Origin of the sequence: Corynebacterium marquesiae (genome assembly GCF_030229635.1) — a bacterium.
Classification (GTDB): domain Bacteria; phylum Actinomycetota; class Actinomycetes; order Mycobacteriales; family Mycobacteriaceae; genus Corynebacterium; species Corynebacterium marquesiae.
Map to the genome: position 1 here is coordinate 36,774 of NZ_JASPII010000009.1, position 20,759 is coordinate 57,532.

General features: G+C 61.7%; 17 protein-coding genes. 12 read left to right on the top strand and 5 right to left on the bottom strand.

What is annotated here, in order from left to right; all coding sequences use genetic code 11:
• Positions 1-64: 64 nt before the first annotated feature.
• Entirely contained in the window at positions 65-1,585 is a 1,521-nt protein-coding gene (gene exaC, locus QP971_RS07335; protein ID WP_284787846.1) for an acetaldehyde dehydrogenase ExaC, read from the top strand.
• Between the two features lie 17 nt (positions 1,586-1,602).
• Here exaC and QP971_RS07340 read toward each other — a convergent pair whose 3' ends face one another.
• Entirely contained in the window at positions 1,603-2,769 is a 1,167-nt protein-coding gene (locus QP971_RS07340) for an alpha/beta hydrolase (RefSeq protein WP_284787848.1), read from the bottom strand.
• A complete protein-coding gene (locus QP971_RS07345; RefSeq protein WP_049378995.1) occupies positions 2,766-3,029 on the bottom strand; it encodes a hypothetical protein in 264 nt (87 codons plus the stop codon). The genes QP971_RS07340 and QP971_RS07345 overlap by 4 nt, the downstream gene beginning before the upstream one ends.
• 91 nt (positions 3,030-3,120) lie before the next feature.
• On the opposite strand from QP971_RS07345, the gene QP971_RS07350 reads away from it, so the two are divergent.
• Positions 3,121-3,936, top strand: coding sequence for a carbon-nitrogen hydrolase family protein (locus QP971_RS07350; protein ID WP_284811211.1), 816 nt, complete (start codon positions 3,121-3,123; stop codon positions 3,934-3,936).
• Here the strand turns inward: QP971_RS07350 and QP971_RS07355 are convergent.
• Positions 3,933-5,102 carry a 2-polyprenylphenol hydroxylase gene (locus QP971_RS07355; protein ID WP_284811210.1) on the bottom strand — a complete coding sequence of 390 codons (1,170 nt, stop codon included), beginning with the start codon at positions 5,100-5,102 and terminating at the stop codon, positions 3,933-3,935. The genes QP971_RS07350 and QP971_RS07355 overlap by 4 nt on opposite strands.
• 179 nt (positions 5,103-5,281) lie before the next feature.
• On the opposite strand from QP971_RS07355, the gene QP971_RS07360 reads away from it, so the two are divergent.
• From QP971_RS07360 to fbaA, 9 genes are all read left to right on the top strand, one after another.
• Positions 5,282-6,655, top strand: coding sequence for a sodium/glutamate symporter (locus QP971_RS07360; RefSeq protein ID WP_049378998.1), 1,374 nt, complete (start codon positions 5,282-5,284; stop codon positions 6,653-6,655).
• A 351-nt stretch (positions 6,656-7,006) separates the two neighbouring features.
• A complete protein-coding gene (locus QP971_RS07365; protein ID WP_284811209.1) occupies positions 7,007-8,398 on the top strand; it encodes a TetR/AcrR family transcriptional regulator in 1,392 nt (463 codons plus the stop codon).
• Positions 8,399-8,487: 89 nt separating this feature from the next.
• A complete protein-coding gene (clpB, locus tag QP971_RS07370) occupies positions 8,488-11,043 on the top strand; it encodes an ATP-dependent chaperone ClpB (RefSeq protein ID WP_284811208.1) in 2,556 nt (851 codons plus the stop codon).
• A gap of 56 nt (positions 11,044-11,099) precedes the next feature.
• Positions 11,100-11,957: a sulfurtransferase gene (locus QP971_RS07375; protein WP_284791196.1), complete on the top strand. Its 858-nt coding sequence runs from the start codon at positions 11,100-11,102 to the stop codon at positions 11,955-11,957.
• A gap of 91 nt (positions 11,958-12,048) precedes the next feature.
• On the top strand, positions 12,049-13,491 hold the full coding sequence (locus tag QP971_RS07380) for a TtfA family protein (protein ID WP_284811207.1): 1,443 nt from the start codon (positions 12,049-12,051) through the stop codon (positions 13,489-13,491).
• 69 nt (positions 13,492-13,560) lie between these two features.
• Positions 13,561-14,151, top strand: a complete 591-nt coding sequence (gene pyrE / locus QP971_RS07385; protein ID WP_239274197.1) for an orotate phosphoribosyltransferase — start codon at positions 13,561-13,563, stop codon at positions 14,149-14,151.
• Complete coding sequence (locus QP971_RS07390; RefSeq protein WP_239274195.1) at positions 14,138-14,836, top strand: TrmH family RNA methyltransferase; 699 nt, start codon at positions 14,138-14,140, stop codon at positions 14,834-14,836. The genes pyrE and QP971_RS07390 overlap by 14 nt, the downstream gene beginning before the upstream one ends.
• Before the next feature lie 56 nt (positions 14,837-14,892).
• On the top strand, positions 14,893-16,083 hold the full coding sequence (locus tag QP971_RS07395; RefSeq protein ID WP_284787860.1) for a glycoside hydrolase family 76 protein: 1,191 nt from the start codon (positions 14,893-14,895) through the stop codon (positions 16,081-16,083).
• A 144-nt stretch (positions 16,084-16,227) separates the two neighbouring features.
• A complete protein-coding gene (gene fbaA, locus QP971_RS07400) occupies positions 16,228-17,262 on the top strand; it encodes a class II fructose-bisphosphate aldolase (RefSeq protein ID WP_284768789.1) in 1,035 nt (344 codons plus the stop codon).
• Between the two features lie 137 nt (positions 17,263-17,399).
• Here fbaA and QP971_RS07405 read toward each other — a convergent pair whose 3' ends face one another.
• Positions 17,400-18,461 carry an HNH endonuclease signature motif containing protein gene (locus QP971_RS07405; protein WP_284811206.1) on the bottom strand — a complete coding sequence of 354 codons (1,062 nt, stop codon included), beginning with the start codon at positions 18,459-18,461 and terminating at the stop codon, positions 17,400-17,402.
• Positions 18,462-18,626: 165 nt separating this feature from the next.
• On the opposite strand from QP971_RS07405, the gene QP971_RS07410 reads away from it, so the two are divergent.
• Entirely contained in the window at positions 18,627-19,826 is a 1,200-nt protein-coding gene (locus tag QP971_RS07410) for an FUSC family protein (protein ID WP_239274190.1), read from the top strand.
• Between the two features lie 52 nt (positions 19,827-19,878).
• Here QP971_RS07410 and QP971_RS07415 read toward each other — a convergent pair whose 3' ends face one another.
• Complete coding sequence (locus QP971_RS07415; protein ID WP_198492122.1) at positions 19,879-20,718, bottom strand: hypothetical protein; 840 nt, start codon at positions 20,716-20,718, stop codon at positions 19,879-19,881.
• Between the last annotated feature and the right edge of the window lie 41 nt (positions 20,719-20,759).

Below are 20,759 nucleotides of genomic sequence, written 5' to 3' on the forward strand. Positions count from 1 at the left end.
GCTGTTAGTAATGGTGTCTTATAGCACCTTCTCTCGTAATTTTCTCTAGGAAAGGACACGCACCATGACCCTGTATGCAGCACCGGGAACCGAAGACTCCATCGTTGACTACCGCGAACGCTATGACAACTACATCGGCGGCCAATGGGTGGCGCCCGTCGATGGTGAATACATGGACAACATCAGTCCGGTAAACGGCGAGGTATTTTGCCAGGTAGCTCGCGGCAAAGAAGCCGATATCAACTTGGCTATCGACGCCGCGGAAAAGGCCTTCGAAACCTTCGGTAAAACCACCCCGGCCGAGCGTGCGTTGCTCCTGCATCGCATTGCGGACCGCATCGAGGAAAACCTGGAAAAGATTGCGGTCGCTGAAACCTGGGAGAACGGTAAGGCCGTGCGCGAAACCCTTGCCGCTGATATTCCGCTCGCCGTAGATCACTTTCGCTACTTCGCCGGCGCTATCCGCGCCCAGGAGGGCCGCCTGTCCCAGCTCAATCAGGATACCGTGGCCTATCACTACCATGAGCCGCTCGGCGTCGTAGGCCAGATTATCCCGTGGAATTTCCCGTTGCTCATGGCCGCCTGGAAGATTGCGCCAGCGCTGGCTGCTGGAAACTGCATTGTCATGAAGCCGGCTGAGCAAACCCCAGCATCCATCCTGTTGCTCATCGATATCATCGGTGATCTTCTTCCTGACGGCGTGCTTAATATCGTCAATGGCCTGGGAGATGAAGCCGGTGCGGCACTATCCGGATCGGACCGCATTGCCAAAATCGCCTTCACCGGCTCTACCCCGGTGGGCAAGATCATCAACAAGGCTGCCGCTGACAAGGTCATCCCCGTTACCTTGGAACTGGGTGGTAAATCCCCGTCCCTCTTCTTCAAAGACATCATGGATGAAGATGATTCCTACCTGGAAAAGTGTGTAGAGGGCTTTGTCATGTTTGCCCTTAACCAAGGCGAGGTCTGCACGTGCCCATCGCGCGCGCTGGTGCACGAAGACATTGCGGATAAGTTCTTGGAACTGGCCGTTGAGCGCGTCAAGAAGATTAAGATTGGACACCCGCTTGATACGGAAACCATGATGGGCGCGCAGGCCTCCCAGGAGCAGATGGACAAGATCAAGCAGTACCTGGAGATTGGTCCGCAAGAAGGTGCGGAGACTCTTGTTGGCGGCCACGTGAACAAGGTGGAAGGTCTGGAAAAGGGCTACTACATTGAGCCCACCGTGTTTAAGGGAAGTAACGACATGCGCATCTTCCAAGAAGAGATCTTCGGCCCGGTGCTCTCCGTAGCTACGTTCAAGGACTATGACGAGGCGATCGCAATCGCTAACGCCACCAACTTCGGCCTTGGTGCCGGCGTATGGTCGCGCAGCCAAAACATCTGCTACCGCGCAGGCCGCGATATCCAGGCCGGCCGCGTGTGGGTCAATCACTACCATGACTACCCAGCGCACAGTGCCTTTGGTGGCTACAAGGAATCTGGCCTTGGCCGTGAGAACCACTTGATGATGCTGGGCCACTATCAGGAGACTAAGAATATGTTGGTCTCCTATTCGGACCAGCCGGCTGGTCTGTTCTAAAGGCCCTACCCCTCGGACTAGTTCGCGCGTGCCACTTGGCCTAGGCCACGCAAGAACCGGGGGTCCTCCCAATAAGACCCATGATCACCAGGGAGGTCATCCGCGCCGGGAAGGGGAGTAGCGCCAAAGGTATCAATGGTGGGATCGGGGCCATGGATGCCGGCGTGAGGCCCCGTCGTAATAGCGATGGGGTCGTTGGCGTTTGTGGCTGCCCAGATGCGGCCATGCAGTTCTGAGGCGTGGCCAGCGCCGGTGCCGGGACTGCCGACGAGCACTACGTCCTCAGCAATCCTTTCCTGCTTTGCGGCATGCCCGGTGACGACAGAACCATAGGAATATCCCACTACGGTGCGCTTGGCCTGCGGATAGCGTCTACCGAGCGAGCGCTGAAACCGGGCGAGTTCTTGACTGGCAGTGCGCGCGGGAGTGGCGTGAACCGCACGGGGCAGGGAGGAGGGCGCCTGGTAGCCCAACCACACGACCGCGGGCCCGCCGCTGGCCTTGGCTAGATTGCGGCCGCGGTCCACTGCACGCTGCCAGGTTTCTGGATCGGAGGAGTGAACCCCTTCCACGAATGTGGTAAGTGATGCCGGTGTGGTCCGGAAGCCGCCGGGGTCCACCATGGCTACGAGCCGTCCGTCGCTAGTTTCTAGCACTCGCATATCTGGGTTCTGCGCGGCTAGCTGAGATACGTGTTCGCTGGCGTGGGCAAGATTAATCTCGTGGACGGTATCCACTGGAAGATCGGAGAAGTCTTCCAAGCGAACGGGTGGGGCCACCCCGGCAGGCGTACATAGGGCATCGATTTCTTGGGAGCAGAGCCAGTCGAGGGAATCGCCCAGCGCCCGCACTTGATTCAACAAGAGTCCAGCGGCGTTGGCCGCGGCGCCATTGCGCTCATCCACTTGTCCTAGAAATGCGATGATGCGGTCCTCGAGTTCCTCGCGGCGGGCCTGCAGGCTGGCGTGGAGTTCAAGGGTGGTGGCAACCTGCTCCATCTGGTGCAGCGGCTGGGTCAGCCAGTCGGTGTAGCTCGCCAAACTGGTGCGCGCGGCGTCGCCGGCGGGTCCGCCCAGTGGTAGGGCGCGCCAATCCTGGTGTGCATCTATAACACGAAAACGCAGTTCAGCGTGTTCGCTGTGCAACGTACTAGCACCATTTTTTAAAGCCACGGATAGGGTCATCGCGCATCTCCCAATGCATGGCCCAGGCGGGAATCCACCCCGGTGGCAGTGACGAGGAAAGCCTCAACGGAGCGCAATTGCTCGGCCGTGGCGTCCTCCGTTGCAGCCACGGTGCTGGACCAGGTGGCACGGGCTCGCTCTAGTGCGGCCGCGGTGCGGCAGGCGGTATCGAGCGCGGCCGTCGGCGGTGGCAGCGGAGGGCGCGCCATGAGGGAGCGGACGTAATCGGGCAGGTGCGTGGGAATTTCTACATAACTCATGCCCCTAAGCCTGAAGGACCATACAACGCCGCGCTAGGGGTAAAGGCGCAGCCTGTGGATAACTCCGCATTGCTTCATTATTTTGGGAGGCATGAAGGTAGCAGCAGTGCAGTTAACGTCCACCGGTAATGTCACCGAAAACCAGGAATTGGCCCTTGTCAAGATCCGTGAGGCGGCCGGAAACGGGGCGCGGTTAATCGTGTTGCCGGAGGCCACGGCGCAGAATTTCCGCTCCGGTCGCCTTGATGAGCAGGCGCAGACGCTCGAAGGCCCGTTCGCCACGGCGATCCAAACGCTCGCAGAGGAGTTTGAGGTCACCGTCGTGGCCGGCATGTTCTGCCCAGCCGATACCGTGGAGCGCGACGGCAAGACCATTAATCGCGTGACCAATACGGCGCTCATTGCAGGACCTGGCGTGCTGGGCGGCTACGACAAGATCCACACCTATGATGCCTTTGACTACCGCGAATCGGATACGGTCTTAGCCGGCGAATCGCTCGTAGCCTTCGACGTGGATGACCTTATTGTGGGTGTGGCCACCTGCTATGACATTCGCTTCCCAGAACAGTTTAAGGAGCTGGCCAGCCAGGGCGCGCAGCTCATTGTAGTACCCACGAGCTGGGCGGATGGTCCCGGAAAGCTGGAGCAGTGGCGTCTGCTCACGGCCGCGCGTGCCTTGGACTCCACCAGCTATATCGTTGCGGCCGGCCAATCGCGCCCGGGCGGTGACGCAGAGGCGGGCAATCCTTCCGGACCAACGGGTATTGGCCATTCCACCATCGTTGATCCGAATGGCGTGCGCATGGCCGAGGCCGGCTACGAGGATGACATCCTCTATGCCGACATCGATCCGAATGAGGTAGCGAAAACCCGCCGTGCCCTGCCGGTTGTGGCCACTGTGGACTAGGCCAGAGCCGCGTAGTCTTCCGGCTGCCAGCGCCCGTCGCGGCCCCAGCTAAGGACGTCGATCTGCTGCTTGCCGACGCCCCTTTGAACCAACCTTTCCGCACCTTCCACAACCTCGTCGGCCGGTCCGACGAGTAAGAAGCGTGGGGGAGTGCCTGTGGATAACTCCACCTCGTTGACTACTACATCGGTCGGTTCCCCGGAGACTACATAGTCGGCGTCGGGTGCCAATTCGCGGGCATTGAGCAGCCACGGGTCTTTTTCTTCCCGCACGATGCGGCGCACTGGTATGCCAAGCGCTGCCAGGTTCTGCTGGAAGTAGGTGTCATAGTGGGCGCCGGGGCTCCCTGCCACGGCAAAGATGCGGGGCACCTGGCGGCTATTCTCCTTCAGCGCGGCGAGCGCCACGCACCGTGCTGTAGCCCACCCGGTGCCATAGGCAATAATGACCAGTTCTCCTGCGCCCGCGTTCTGCAGGCTAATGCCGCCGGCGGGCTGGCCCAGGGTCCACCAATCTCCGGGCTGCGCGTGTGCGAGGGACCGGGAAGCCTCGCCCGCGGTGGAGACGTGAAAGACCACCTGGCCGGTTCCGTCGCTAGGCTGCGCAGGAGTGAGCATCCGCCATTGCCCGGGCAAGTACTGCGTGGTCACCGGAAAGTGATGCCCCGGTTGATAGGGCACAGCCAGACCAGCCTCCACGCGGATGATGGACGTCTCGCGGGTGGGGTGATCCACCGCCACCACCTGCGCCGAGTGCGCCGGTGCTTCGCCGGCGGCGTCGGACTCCCGTGCGGCGTCGGCCATCGTGGCGCATATTTGGTGGATGACGTCGCAGGCAAAGTTGTATTGATACTGCGTCAGTGCCAAAACCCGCAGGCCCGCTACGAGGGCATCGTCGAAGCGGGAATAGATTTCGGCCGGAAACCCATGCCGGCGGTGATCGCGGGCGAGCTGGGTGAGTTTTGCGGAGACGTCGGCAAGCAGGGGCTCCCCAGGCTCCGTATGCTCAATCACCCACGCCAGCGCAGGCACCATCGAGGTATGGGTATCGCGCATCGACAGGGCAAAAATCTGCCGGGATTCAGGCACCGCGTTAAAGAAATGCTCGTGCACCGCATCGCGGTACTCGTCTGCGTAATTTCGAAAATGCTCGCCCAGTTCCCACATGTCACATCATCCTAATAGTCAGCGCCCAACCGGGGGTCGAGCTACCTACTGAAAACTGTAGTGGGGGTGAAAACGGGAGCCTATGTTGTGGATCACTTAGCGGAAGGTATTGTATTCCCTATCCGCCTGCCCTCTAACGGGGGCAAGCCGTCATAATTGCACAGCTAGAAAGGGTCCCCATGGAAGATTTTTCCGCTTATACGCTCATGCTGGATGTGGGCTGGATTTCTTTGCTCATGGTCATCGGCAACGTCCTGCGTCACCAGGTGAAGTTCATTTTCCAGGACCTGCTGCTACCTGCCCCGATCACCGCCGGCCTCATTGGCCTGGTGGTTGGTCCAAATGTGCTGGGGTGGATTAACTTCTCCGATAACTTGGGCGACTACACCTCCATTCTCATCGCGGTGGTCTTTGCATCTATGGCCTACTCCATGGAAGTGGGAGGCAACATGGGCAAGGGCGCGCGCAATATGTGGGGTTATTCCACCATGATGTTCACCGGCCAGTGGGGCCTGTTCATCGTGCTGGGTCTTTTCCTTTTTGCGCCGCTTTTTGATACCCCGAATTGGTTCGGCATGATGCTGCCCGTCGGTTTCACCGGCGGCTTCGGTACCGCCGCGGCCGTGGGTGGTGCGCTCGAGGGCGTAGGCGCTGATGCCGCGTCTTCGCTCGGCTTTACCTCCGCGACCGTCGGCACGCTGGCCGCAATCATCGGCGGCGTAATCGCCGGTAACTGGGGCATCCGCAAGGGCAAGGTCTCCCACGTACCCAAGGAGCTGCCGGAAGAGCTGCGCCGCGGCTACATCAAAAACATCGATGAGCGCCCGTCGCTTGGCCGAGCTACCACCAACCCTTCCTCCATCGAACCGCTCGCATTGCACTTCGGCTTCATCATCTTGACCGTGATGACCGCCTATGGGATCAACCAGGGCCTGAGCAGCATCTGGGAAAACGTCTCCGTGCCGCTTTTTGCCATGTCCATGGTGGTGGGCCTAATCTTCCGTGCGCTTATGAACTTCGTTGGCGCCGAGGACTACTTGGATAAGGACTCTATTTCCTCCATCTCTGGTGCGGCCACGGACTACCTCATTGCCTTCGGTGTGGCCGCCATTGTTCCGGCCGCCATTGCTTCTTATTGGCAGGCGCTTCTTCTCCTCTTTATTCTCGGCACCATCTTCTGCGCGTTCTTCTTGCTGTGGTTTCCGGCCGAGTTCTTTGGTGAGCGCTGGATTGAGCGCGGCATCTTTGGCTGGGGCTGGGCTACCGCCACCGTGGCGACCGGCATCGCCATCCTCAAGATTGTGGACCCCAAGCTTAAGTCCGGCACGCTGTCTGAATACGGCATGGCCTACATCGGTTTCGGCCCATTCGAAATCTCGTGGACCATCATCGCGCCTATGGCCGTGATGTACGGATTCACCGGCATTTTCGGTGCCATTTCCCTGGCGATTTCCATCGGCGTCTACATTGCTTTCAAATCCATGCGCCTTATGCCGCCGCGCGGCACTATCTTCCAGGAGGGCATCGGCCATGTAGGAAAGAAGCAAGCATAGCCTCGCTTGCCGACGTCCCCTGCCAACCCCGCCGCAAAACCTGTGGCGGGGCCTTTTTGTCAGGACTGTGCCTTTTAGGTGTGTCCTGACGGCTGAAGTCTTGACTCCTGCACGGCCGACCTCTGAGGGGAGGAGGTTAAGAAAAAACCGCTAAACGTTAAGTATTCTAAGGCTATGTTTATATAAACAAATAATGATTACATTGATCTTTCTCGGGGTCGGCCCTGCTGTTACTACTGTTCACATTTAAAACCTGGAGTCACTTGAAGTGCTAACCATTAGCGAGTATTGATTTAACTTAGAATTTGTTATAATTTCAGGGAATCAATCTCTGTCTTGATGGGGAACTAGATGTATGAGCTGGATGGCGCTTCTGTGCGAGTAGAAATTTTGGAAGCGGCCTTAGATATCGCTGGGACGCGAGGTGAACCTGCAGTAACTTTGGAGGAAGTTGCAAACTCCTTGCAGCGCCCGCTCTCGGATATTGAGGAAGAGTTCCCCTCCAACTCAGAGATTCTTGAGGCGATGCCCAATTTCCTGGAATGGCGTCTAACCAGTTATATGAGAAAAGTGGTGGACCACCTCCCCGAAGGCGCGGGTGCCGCAGAGGTTTTGAAAGCCCTAGCTGAAGGGTACTTCTTCTACTGCCAGGAACAGCCAGAGCTTTATGGCTATCTCTTCGAGCGATACCCAGCCTTGGACGATGTTCAGGTATGCAATATGGCCAAAGGCATGCATACTGGAAACTCGGGTGCAGATTTCGTAGTGAATGTGCTGAAGCAACTGGCTCAAGAACAGGGCGCCGTTGTAGGGGTAGATATTGCCCTTGGCGATATTGGCCGCATTGCTCTTGCCATCTGGTCAATTATTCATGGACTAAGCCATCTCAGCACCAAGGGCGTGGTCCGTTTCCAGCATTCAGTCATTCGCATTGCCAACCTGAGGCAGACTGTCCAGCTGGTGTTGGAAGCGATTATTGATTGGTTTTCCACCAAAAATATTCCAGAGCGTCGGCCAATTATGTATTCCGCACGCGAGATTGTGGAGCGGGCAATGGGGCAGTGGGAGGAGCGCCCCCTCGTTGCCCCACAGAGTGTTGAGTCTTTGGAATTTGAAAAGGCCAAGGATCTAATTATTGAAACGGCGCTTCAGGTGGTGGCCCGAGAAGGTGTTAGCCGTTCCTTCTTTAAACAGGTGGCTCAAGAGCTGAATACCACTACGGATTTTCTCAATTCCGTGATCGACAATGACTTCGCGCTGCGGGAATATGCCGACGAACGAGTAACCCGGGAAATGGCAGAGATGTTTGAAAAGGTAATCGATTCTTTGCCGGCGGATACCGCTATCGTGGATCGTCTTCATATCGTGGCCTCGGTATATTTCAATTTTTCGCTCCGTCATACTGAACGGTTCTGCGCGGTTATCGGCCTGGCTAATGGGTCGATCGTTCCGCATAGCGGTGACGGCAGTCCACATGAAGGCATGACGGAAAATTTTGCTATCATGATGAAGCTTCTGCGCGAATTCATTATGGAGGCAGGAATTCAGCCGACAGATCAGCTGGTTTACTTGAGTGCTCTGGCCATGTGGGCGGGCGCTGACGGCGTATCCCATCTGTGCGCTTTGGGGGACTTCAGGGAGTACGAGGATGACTTGAAGTGGGGTCTCTTCTCCCAGGCGTTGACCTCGTCCTTCTTTGCGGTGGCGCATGGTCTGCAGTTGGTGGATAAAAACCTTCCCTAGGTTGAGTGGAATAGACTCAACTTTGGGTGCGTTGTGCTAAGTGAAGCCCTACAGTGGGGTGAATAAAACTTAGAAGGAGCAACGCACACATGAACTCATTTAACCCGACCACTAAAACACAGGAAGCCCTGCAAGAGGCCCTGCAAACCGCCTCGTCTAATGGCAATCCGGATATCCGCCCCGCCCACCTGTTGGCGGCCATTCTTAGCCAAGAAGGCGGCATCGCCGCGCCAGTACTTAAAGCCACTGGCGTAGATCCGGATACCGTGCTCAAAGAAGCCCGCGAGCTCGTTGACTCGTATCCGAAGGCGGAGGGCGCCAATATGGCCAATCCGCAATTTAACCGCGATGGACTTAATGTCTTGACCAAGTCGCAGGAGTTGGCCGGTGAACTGGGCGATGAATTTGTCTCCACCGAGGTCCTTCTTGCCGCTATTGCTGGCTCCAAGACCGACGCCGCCGAGCTGCTTACCGGCCGCGGTGCTACTTATGACGCCATCAAGGGCGCCTTCCCCTCCGTACGCGGTGCCGCCAAGGTGACCTCTGAGAACCCAGAGGACCAGTTCCAGGCCCTAGAAAAGTACGCCACGGACCTCACCGCACGCGCCCGCGAGGGCAAGATCGACCCGGTCATCGGCCGTGATCAGGAAATCCGCCGCGTGGTCCAGGTGCTCAGTCGCCGTACGAAGAATAACCCAGTGCTCATTGGCGAGCCCGGCGTGGGCAAGACCGCCATCGTGGAGGGCCTAGCCCGCCGTATCGTGGCTGGCGACGTCCCCGAGTCTCTCAAGGGCAAGACCCTCATCAGCCTGGATCTTGGTTCCATGGTCGCCGGTGCTAAGTACCGCGGTGAATTCGAGGAGCGCCTCAAGGCCGTGCTCGATGAGATTAAATCCTCTGAGGGCGAGATCATCACCTTCATCGATGAGCTGCACACCATCGTCGGAGCCGGCGCTACTGGCGACGGCTCCATGGACGCCGGCAACATGATTAAGCCCATGCTGGCCCGCGGCGAGCTACGCCTCGTTGGCGCCACCACCCTGGACGAGTACCGCAAGTACATCGAAAAGGACGCTGCCCTCGAGCGCCGCTTCCAACAGGTCTATGCTGCCGAGCCTTCCGTGGAGGACACGATCGGCATCCTGCGTGGCTTGAAGGAGCGCTACGAGGTACATCACGGCGTGCGCATCATGGACTCCGCGCTGGTATCGGCCGCCGAGCTTTCCAACCGCTACATCACCAACCGCTTCCTGCCGGATAAGGCCATCGACCTCGTCGATGAGGCAGGCTCCCGTCTGCGCATGGAGATCGACTCCTCCCCGCAGGAAATCGACGAGCTTGAGCGCATCGTACGCCGCATGGAGATCGAAGAGCTGGCGCTGAAGAAGGAATCTGACGCTGCCTCCCAGGACCGTCTAGCCACCCTGCAGGGCGAGCTTGCGGACCAGCGCGAGAAGCTGGGCGAGCTCAAGGCCCGCTGGGCCAACGAGAAGAAGGCCATCGACGATGTCCAAAACATCAAGGAAGAACTCGATGACCTGCGCCGCCAAGCCGAAATCGCCGAGCGCGACGGCGACCTCGCACTCGCCTCCGAGATCAACTACGGCAAGATCCCACCGCTGGAAAAGGATCTCGCGGCCGCGGAGGTCAAAGCCGCCGAGCAGCGCAATACGATGCTCGATGAGGAGGTAAGCCCAGACACCATCGCGGAGGTCGTTTCCGCCTGGACCGGCATCCCGGCCGGCAAGATGCTACAGGGCGAGACCGAGAAGCTGCTCAACATGGAATCCGTGCTGGGCAACCGCGTGGTCGGCCAGAAGGAAGCCGTCACCGCGGTTTCGGACGCCGTGCGCCGCTCCCGTGCGGGCGTGGCCGACCCCAACCGCCCGACTGGTTCCTTCCTCTTCCTCGGCCCCACCGGTGTGGGCAAGACCGAGCTGGCGAAGGCATTGGCAGACTTCCTCTTCGACGATGAATCCGCCATGGTGCGCATCGATATGTCCGAGTACGGCGAGAAGCACTCTGTTTCCCGCCTCGTCGGTGCCCCTCCGGGATACGTCGGGCACGAGGCTGGCGGCCAGCTCACCGAGGCCGTGCGCCGGCGCCCCTACACGCTCGTGCTTTTCGACGAGGTAGAAAAGGCTCACCCCGACGTCTTTGACGTCCTCCTGCAGGTTCTGGATGAAGGCCGGCTTACCGACGGCCAAGGACGCACCGTCGACTTCCGCAATACCGTCATCATCCTGACCTCCAACCTGGGCGCCGGCGGCACCCGCGAGGAGACCATGGATGCGGTGAAGAAGGCCTTCAAGCCCGAATTCATCAACCGCCTCGATGATGTGGTCATGTTCGAGCCCCTTTCTGAGGAACTCCTGCGTGGCATCGTCGACATCCAACTGCGCGGCCTGTCCGAGCGCCTCGACGCCCGCCGCCTGACCCTGCAGGTCTCGGACTCCGCCAAGTCCTGGCTGGCCGAGCGCGGCTACGACCCGGCCTATGGCGCCCGCCCGTTGCGCCGCACCATCCAGCAGGCCATTGGTGACAAGCTCGCCAAGAAGCTGCTGGCCGGCGATATTGTCGACGGCGACACCGTCCACGTGGACGTCGCCGATGGCGGCGCCGAGCTAGACATCGCCGCCCGCTAATCGGCCTTCCACCGCCCGCCGCGCCAAATCCTGCTCATGCCCCTAGACTCGGGGGCATGAGCATTTTGGTCTCCCCGCAAGAACTCCGCGAATCTATTTATCACGGCGAGCGTTTCACCCTCTTGGCCACCCACTGGCAGCCGCGGCTGCGCCAGAGCTACAACGAATTTACCTCCCTGCACATCCCGACGGCACTGTTTAGCGATACCGCCAATTCCTTCGCCGGCCTGCCCGGCTCCCAAGTAGGCCGCAACCCACTGCCGGATCCGGATAAGCTGCAGGAGCACTTCCGCCAGTGGGGAATCCGTGAGGACCGTCCCGTCGTGGTCTATGACGAGGGCCGTGGCCTTTTCGCCGGCCGCGCGTGGTGGACCCTGCGCTGGGCTGGTCTAGACAACGTCCGCATCCTCGACGGCGGCTTGGCCAATTGGCGCCACCTGGGCTATACCACGCTGACCGGCCCTGGCAACTTCGCCGTCGGTGCCACCGCCGAGGTCAACCCGGGCCAGATGCCCGTGGCCACCATCGATGACGTGCGCAATCACGATGGACTACTCATCGATACCCGCACCCGCAACCGCTTCGCCGGCCGCCGCGAGAACCTCGACCTCAAGGCCGGCCACATCCCCGGCGCCGTCAACGTGCCGGAGCGCCTGTTCCACAACGATGGCCTGCGCACTTGGAAGTCCGCGGGCGAAATCCGCGAAGTGCTTTTCGACGCCGGCCTCACCCCCGACAATGTCCAAGGCGCCATCATCTACTCCGGTTCCGGCAACCACTCCGCCCTCGCCCTTGCCGCCATGGAAGACGCCGGCTTCACTGGCCTGCGCCACTATGTCGGTGGCTGGTCCCAGTGGTCCGCCAACCCCCACAACCCCGTCGAGCGCGGCGACCGCTTCACCGTCAACGGCTAATTGCCCTAGCCCGCTCCTCGCCTTCGCCCTCAGCCTCCCGCGTCCGCGCGCCGAGCGCTGAGGGCTTGCTCCTTCCTACTACTATCGTGGGATGATGGCTTTTCTAATCCTTGCTCTCGCGGTTCTTCTCGGCATTGCTGGCGGTGCCCTGCTGCTTTACGACGGCAAACAGCACACCTCCACCCCTACACCATCCGCCGACGCGGATCCCAGCTCCGAGGATCCCAGCTCCGCGGATCCCGCCCCCGCAGACGCCACTCCGGCGGACTCTGCATCCTCCGACGCCGCACCCGAAAACGCTGCCTCGGCCGAGCCTGCCGATTCGGCCTCGAGCGTCGCCCCCGAGCGCGCCCCTGCCGCTGACCCGGCCACCCCAGCTTCAGTTTCCGCGCCCACACCAGAACCCAAGCCGGAACCCACACCCAAGCCCGCGCCCGAGACCTCGCCCCAGCAAGAACCTGAGTCAACCGGCGAACCCGAGCCGGAACCCGATGGCGAACCAGCCCCCGAACCCGATCTCCAGCCGAGCCACGAGACCACAAGCGAGCACCCCGCGCCTTCCAAGCCACACGCACGCCACCGGCCGATCCTGCCAGGAACCATGCGCCGCGAGCGCCGCAATTGGGCGGAAGCCAAGGGATTTGAATTCATGAAGGCCGACCCTTACCTCGTTGACGAATGGACTAGGGGAGTGGCCTCCACGGGCGCGGCTCCCAAAGACATTGTCGCGGGCAACGTGTACGGCCACGAGATGCTGTTGATGGACATCGATGGCGTCAACGTCATGGCTATGCGCACCGGTGCGGCCTCCGACATGGTGGTGGACTTTCGCCGCTTCGACCGCAACGACGCGAAGGCTTCCGAGGACCTGCTTTTGGCCATGACCATCGAAGGGTTCGATGTGTATTCCTCGGATAGTGCCGTGACCGAGCGCATGGTGGATGAGCGCGTCCACGTCGCCCTGCAGCAAATGCCCGAAGCCGTTACCGCACTATGGCTGGAAACGGAGTGGGTCCTGGCGCAGACCACGAAGCAGGCGCGCTCCGCGGAATGGGACGCGATGCTTCCACCTCTCGCCCTGCTTGCCGACGCCGCCCGCGTCCTCCCCCCGCGTTCCTCGGCCACCCATGTGGTGCGCCTCGAGGACTTGGACCCAGCCCGCGAGATTCCCGCCCAGCCCATCGTCGAGGCCGTCGGCGGCGCGCCGGTCGCCGGCGCGCCCGAATTCGAGCGACCCGTCATCCAACGGCCGGAAGAGCCGCTGCAGATGCCGTCTCGGGCCTACTCTGAAACCCGCGGCCCGGTCGAGCACAGCGCCCTCGGCGGCGACGAAGTAGACGCCATTGCCGATGGCCGCGAGCGCCCCACACCCGATTCCCACACCGCCCGCCTGCCCCGCCAGCAGTTCCGCGCCGCCTCCATCTTCGACGCCCCTTCCGACGATTCCACTAGTGGGCCCGCCCCCAGCGCGGCTGATACCCGCGGGGTCGATAGTCGCGCGGCCGAGGAATCGGACCCGCGCCGGGAAGAGTAGCCTAGAGACCAATACTGGCGGCCTGCCACCGCGCACGAGCCGCCGCGCACGACCCACGACAAGGAGCAGATGACTGTGGATTCTCACACCACCAATGCGCACACCGCGCACGCCCAAAACCTGGATGCCGAGAAGAAGGCCCGCCTCGCTGAGCTGGTTAAGGAACTGGCCGTCGTCCACGGCAAGGTGACGCTGTCCTCCGGCAAGGAAGCTGACTACTACGTGGATCTCCGCCGCGCTACCTTGCATCACGAAGCCTCCCGTCTCATCGGCGCTCTGTTGCGCGAGCTGACCGCAGATTGGGATTTCGCAGCCGTCGGTGGCCTGACTCTCGGCGCCGACCCGGTTGCCACCTCCATCATGCATGCCGACGGCCGCGATATCGACGCCTTCGTCGTACGCAAAGAAGCCAAGAAGCACGGCATGCAGCGCCGCATCGAGGGCGCAGACGTGGAAGGCAAGAAGGTTCTTGTCGTAGAAGACACCACCACTACCGGTAACTCCCCGCTTACCGCCGTGGCCGCGCTGCGCGAGGCCGGCGCCGAGGTCGTTGGCGTGGCGACCGTTGTGGACCGCGAGACCGGTGCCGGCGACGTCATAGCCGCAGAAGGCCTCGAGTACCGCTCCCTGCTGGGCCTGGGCGACCTTGACCTCGCCTAACGCAGACAGCGCGGCCGACCAGGCCAAGCCGGACGAGGTCAAGGGGCCGACCGAGTGGAACGAGGGCCGCCATGGCGTAGGCCCGTGGGAAGGTCCGCTGCCGCGAGGGCCTGAGGCCGAGAAATACGACCCAGAGCTGCTTGCTGAAGGAGACCGTCGCAACGTCGTCGATGCCTACCGCTACTGGAGCAGGGAGGCGATCAAAGAGGACATCGATAAGCGCCGGCATAGCCTGCACATCGCGATCGAGAACTTTGAAAATGACGCCAATATCGGCACCGTCGTGCGCACCGCCAACGCCTTCGCCGTCGATACCGTGCACATCGTCGGCCGGCGGCGGTGGAATCGCCGCGGGGCAATGGTCACAGATAGGTACCAGCACTTGATGCACCACGAGAGCGTCGAAAAGCTTATTGCGTGGGCGGCCGAGGAGGGCCTTACCGTGGTAGCCATCGACAACACCCCCGGTTGTGTGCCCCTGGAAACGGCCGAGCTGCCGGAGCGCAGCCTGCTGCTTTTCGGCCAAGAGGGCCCCGGTGTGACGCAAGCGGCCCAGGACGCCGCGGTGATGACCTGCTCCATCGCCCAATTTGGCTCCACCCGCTCCATCAACGCGGGTGTCGCGGCCGGCATTGCCATGCACGCTTGGATCCGCCAGCACGCCGATCTGGACAATTCCTGGTAGGAGAAGATCGTTACACTAGCTATATCTACCCGTGCGACTGGAGTGATTGAGGAACCGTGGAAGAAAAGTGGGCCCACCGCGCCGAACTCGCAGAGGCCGCCATCAATGAGCGCCACGCGCACTCCGTATGGGGCCTGCCGCGCACCAATCTTGCCGTGGTCAGCTGGCCGCCCACCACGAAGGAAAAGCTCTTCGTCCACTGGCACTACTGGTGGCAGGCCCACTACTTGGACTGCCTCGTTGATGCGGCGCTGCGCAATAACACCAAGGTGCGCCGCCACCGCATCTATGACACCTTGCGCGGCATTCGCATCCGCAACCTCGCGCAGCTGACCAAGAATAAGTACTACGACGACAAGGCCTGGCTCGCGCTGGCCTTCGGCCGCGTGGAAGGACTGAAGAAGGCAAAGTCACCCAAGCGCCTCGCGGCCCTGCAGCGCAATATCCACGAAGGCCTCGATGAAACGCTTGGCGTGCTGCCGTGGCGCCTGGGCGAGAATTTCATGAACGTGCCCTCCAACGGCCCGGGCGCCATCATGCTCGCGCGGATGGGGCGCATTGAGGAAGCGCGCCACATCGTTGACTGGATCTATGACCACCTGCTTGACGACGACGGCTACATCATGGACGGCGTCCGCATGCGCATGGACGGCCCTGAGGTGGTAAAAAACATCCACCCCTACTGCCAGGGTGTAGTGCTCGGCGCGTGCCTGGAAATCGTGCTGGCGCTGCGGGAAAAGGCTGGCGTGGGCGATTTGGAACAGATCGACAGCGTGTACGAGGCCGAGATGGCTTCCGAGATGATGGATTACATCATCCGCATCCGGGGCTTGGTGCAGACCGTGGCTTCGGGCATGGCTACGCCTTCGGGCGTGGTGGACTGGGAGACCGGCGATGGTGACGGTGGCCTGTTTAAAGGCATTTTGATGCGCTATCTTGCCGACGTCGCTGTGCGCCTGCCCGGCGATTCCCCCGCCAACCGTGCGACGAAGAAGCTGGCCGCGCGCATGGTGGTGGCCTCGGCCGAGTCGGTGTGGGAGCACCGCCTCGAGGTCGACGGCCTGCCGATTTTCGGATCCGACTGGTTGTCCGATGCGCGCCTGCCGCATAACTACGGATTCGGCCGACGCACTATGAGTGAGAAGGTCGGCATAATTCGTGTAGATGAGCGCGATTTGTCCGTGCAGCTTTCCGGCTGGATGCTGATGGAGGCCTGCGCCCGCGTGGCGCGAAATATGGCGAAATAGCCCACGCTTGTCGGATTGGGCTGGTCCCGGAAATGACCGGGTTGAAAATGTCACACGGTTTTTGCGGCAGAATTTCCGGGAAACGGGCATACTTGGGTGCTGGAACGTGTTTGACCACAAACCCACTTTTAAGGATGGAAATTCATGCCAATTGCAACCCCTGAGGTCTATAACGAGATGCTGGATACCGCGAAGAAGAATGGCTTCGCGTTCCCAGCTATCAACTGCACCTCTTCTGAGACCATTAACGCAGCTCTGAAGGGCTTTGCTGAGGCCGAGTCCGACGGCATCATCCAGTTCTCCACCGGTGGTGCCGCTTTCGGTTCCGGTCTGGCACTGAAGGACAAGGTCAAGGGTGCTCAGGCATTGGCCGCATTCGCTCACGAGGCCGCCAAGCACTACGGCGTCAATATCGCGCTGCACACCGACCACTGCCAGAAGGAAGTGCTCGATGAGTACGTCCGTCCGCTGCTGGCTATCTCCCAGGAGCGCGTCGACCGCGGCGAGAACCCACTGTTCCAGTCCCACATGTGGGACGGCTCCGCTATCCCCATCGACGAGAACCTGGTCATCGCCCAGGAGTTGCTGGAAAAGGCTAAGAACGCGCACGTCATCCTCGAGGCCGAAATCGGCGTCGTCGGTGGCGAAGAAGACGGCGTCCAGGCTAAGGCGGGCGCTAACCTTTACACCTCCCCAGAGGACTTTGAAAAGACCATCGATGCCCTAGGCACCGGTGAGAAGGGCCGCTACATGCTGGCCGCTACTTTCGGCAACGTTCACGGCGTCTACAAGCCAGGCAACGTGAAGCTGCGCCCAGAGGTCCTGCTCGAGGGCCAGAAGGTGGCACAGAAGAAGCTCGGCCTGGGTGAGGACGAGTACGCATTCGACTTCGTCTTCCACGGCGGCTCCGGCTCCGAGAAGGAAAAGATTGAAGAGGCACTTCGCTATGGTGTCATCAAGATGAACGTAGACACCGATACCCAGTACGCCTTCACCAACCCGATCGCTCGCCACATGATGGAGAACTACGATGGCGTATTCAAGATCGACGGCGAGGTTGGCAACAAGAAGGTCTACGATCCACGCTCCTACCTGAAGAAGGCAGAGCAGGGCATGTCCGAGCGCGTCATCGAGTCCTGCCAGGACCTGCACTCTGTGGGCAAGTCCATCTCCAAGTAGCTTGGCCACCGTGCTTTAAGTTGAGGCAGCCTCGTACATAGGCATGCCGAACGAGCCGCTTCCCCGCGTGGGAAGCGGCTTTTTCGTTCTCTCGGCCGGGGCGATTTTAGACGGGGCTCGGTGATCGGCCGGCGCAGTTAAAAGTTGTGGTTGGGGCTTGGCGGCCTAGCGGGGCTGGGGACGAAGCGTGGGGTATTGCTCCACGGTGGTACCCAAGCGATGCGGCCATTTACGCGCACCATACGGCCGCGTTCTGTGGGTCGGGAGGGGTCATCTTGGTTGACGGAGTTGTGGTGCGCGCACAAGGTGACCAGATTTTCTTGGTTGGTGGGCCCGCCGGCGGACCAGGCGGTGAGGTGGTGGACTTGGGCGTCGTCGGCAGGCGTATTGCAGCCCGGCCAGGCGCACACGGGGTGCTCGGCCGCGGCGAGCATGCGTTGTTTCCACGTGGCCATGCGCTCGGTGCGGTACAGGTTCACCGGGCCGTGCTCTGGGTGTACCAGGCTGACGTAGCCGCGCTGGGCTAAGGCGCGGGCGACGAGCTGCGCGCCGGTCATGCGGGCGCCGTTGGTGAGCTGGAGGGTGATATCGGAGGCGTCGGCAGGCGCGGCGACGATGCGGTCGAGCTGGTCCAGGGTGAGGATGACATTGGTGTGCACGGCCGGCAGCGCGCCGGGATTGCCCTCAAGGAGGACTTTCTTGGCGGCGGCGAGGGGATCGTCCTTGTTGACGGAAGAAAGCACGCCCTTGATATCGGCGATATCGGTGGGATCAGCCGTAATGGAGATGGTGTGGGGGCCGTCGGGGCGGCGGGTATAGCGCACGCCGGGCTCAGGGCGGCGGGGCGGATTGAGCTGCTTGAGGAGCTTCTTGGCCACGGAGGGAATCAGGCGCGCCTCGGTGCGGCAGAGCTCTAAGCGCAGGTCCCAGGCGCGGTTACTATCGCGCACGCGGCGGGTATAGGACTCGATGCTATCGAGCGTGGCGAGGTCATGGGCGCGGCTGCGGGCGGCCTCGCGGGCGTGGCGTTGCTTGCGGGTATTCGACGTGCGGCCGAAGTAGACGTGTTGCAGGCGGGCGAGCTGGGTAGCCAAAAGGGGGCTGGCTCCGGCCTTGAGGAGTGAGTCTTCGGAGCAGCCCTGAAATTCGGCGATGAGGTCGACGCCGCGGCGGCATAGCAAGAGAAATTCGGTGTTCACACGGCCGAAGCTAAAGGGCACGCGAGGACTGAACAAGTGGTGCGCGGCCGGGAAGGGCGAAATTGTGGATAGGTGGGGGAAAAGGGGGCGTCGGCAAGAGCTATCCACAGGCCAGCCGACGGCCGAGATGCGCGGGGACGGCGGCGATGGTAGGGGCGGTCTTCTATGCTGGAAGTCATGTCGGAAGCGAAGGAAAGAGTCTCAACGCGGGAAAAGCTGCGGGTGATTGACCGCTCGGTGCTCTCGCGGGTAAACCGCATCCGCGCGCGGTTTGTTTATATTGTGCAGGCGACCATTGGTGCGGCGCTCGCGTACTGGGTGGCCGGCGATGTGGTGGGGCACCCGCAGCCGTTCTTTGCGCCGATTTCTGCGGTCATCATTCTGGGGATGTCCGGTGGGGACAGGATGAAAAAGGCGCTGGAGATGTCGATTGGCGGCATCATCGGCGTGGCCGTGGGCGACCTGCTCTTCCAGATTGTGGGGCAGGGGCCGTTTCAGATTTTCTTCATTGTGGGCGCGGGCCTGGTGGTGGGCTCGTTTTTGACCAAGTCGCCGCTGGTGACCAACCAGATTGTCTTTGGCGCGATTTTGATTGCGACGATTTTCCCACCCACGGAGGGGCCGGGTGGCCTGCACCGCGCGATCGACGCGATGATTGGCTCGGGCATTGGCTTGATAACCATTGCGCTGATTCCCAATTCCCCGTTGGTGGAGGCGCGGCGCGAGGTCTCGAAGGTGTTAAAGATTGCCTCGAGCATTCTTGCCGACGTCACCTATGGCATCCGCCAGCAAGACCCCGCCGTCATCCGCGACGCGCGTGAGGCGGTGCGCGGTACGCAAGACAGCGTGAATACCCTGCTGAGCGCGGCGCAATCGGGCAGGGAGGCCTCGGAGGTCTCGCCACTGTTGTGGGCCTCGCGGCGCAGCATTCGATCGTTGGAGCGCATCCTCATGCCGGTAGATAACGCGGTCCGCGGTGTGCGCGTGCTCTCCCGCCAGGCATTGGGCCTGACGGAGGACCGCGACAAGGTTTCAGACGAGCAGGTGGAATTGCTCGATGAGCTTTCTGAAATCATGCTCGCCATCAGCGAGCTCTATAGTCAGGGCAAACAGCACGGGCACGACGAAGCGATTGAAATTCCGGACCTTGTGCAGCGCCTGCGTATCGTGGGCGGGCGCGCCGGGCTGGACATCATCGACAAGGACGGCACGTTATCGGCCTATATGATTCTGGGCCAGACGCGCTCCCTCGTGGTGGACATGCTGATGGTGTGCGGGTTGTCGCGTGAGTCGGCCGTGGCGCACCTGGTGCCGACCTCGCAGCACCCGGCCTACCCGCCGGAGGTGTGGGGGCGCGAGGACTAGCGTCCTCGCGCGTAGATAAAGACGTCGTGCGCAATGAGTGACGTCGCGGGGGCTAAGGGCGGACGATCTGGAGGTCGCGCAGGTGGCGGTAGAAGGTCACGCGGGTCACCGGCCGCTTGTGAGGGACCGAATCGACGATGACGCGCAGCTGTGGGCCGCCGGCCTGGACGGCGCGGCCGGTGCGCACGGATTCGGGGTCGAGCTGGCCGGGCTTGCGCAGGAGCGAGCGGAGGCGGCCCTGCGACTCGACGGGGGAGGTAGCGCGGGCGGCGAGGATGCCGGGGGCGTCGGTCATTGGGACTAGGCGTGCGCCGAAGGTCTTGGGGGAGGTGGCGGCTAGGGTGTGGTCATCGATGATGATTTCGCCGGTGAAAGCGCCGTTTGTGGCGTCCGAGATGGTGGCAGAGCCAGCGACTGCGAGGCCAGAATCATTGCGGATGAGCGGAGCTGGGCGGACCGGGGCGGTGCGGGCGAAATCGAGGGCTTCGGCCGGGGCGGTGGGAAGGCCCCAGTTCTGCGCGGCCGCGGACGGGGTGGAGGCGGATGCTGCGGCCGAGGGGACGGGGATGAAAGCGACCTCGGCCCAGAGGCGGTCGGAGCGCATGAGGCGAGTGAGCACGGCCGAAAGCGCAGCATCGGAGCCGGCGACGACGATGCGGGCGGGCTCTACTAGGTGTGGGGCCTGTGGGGCTGGCTCCGGCGCGCCGAGGTGGCGGACGTCGGGTTGGGCGGCGATGTCGTCGAGGGAGGGGGTGGGGTCGGTGGGAAGGAGGGGGGATAAGAAGGCGTCGATAAGCGCGAGCTCTTTGCGAGTAGGAACGGCCGAAAGATCGTGGGCCTCAGCGGGCATGGGGATGTCTAGGGCGCCGCAGCGGAGGAACAAAAAACGCATGCGCACCATGCTACGCGCGCTTTTTGGGCCGGGAAAGTGTA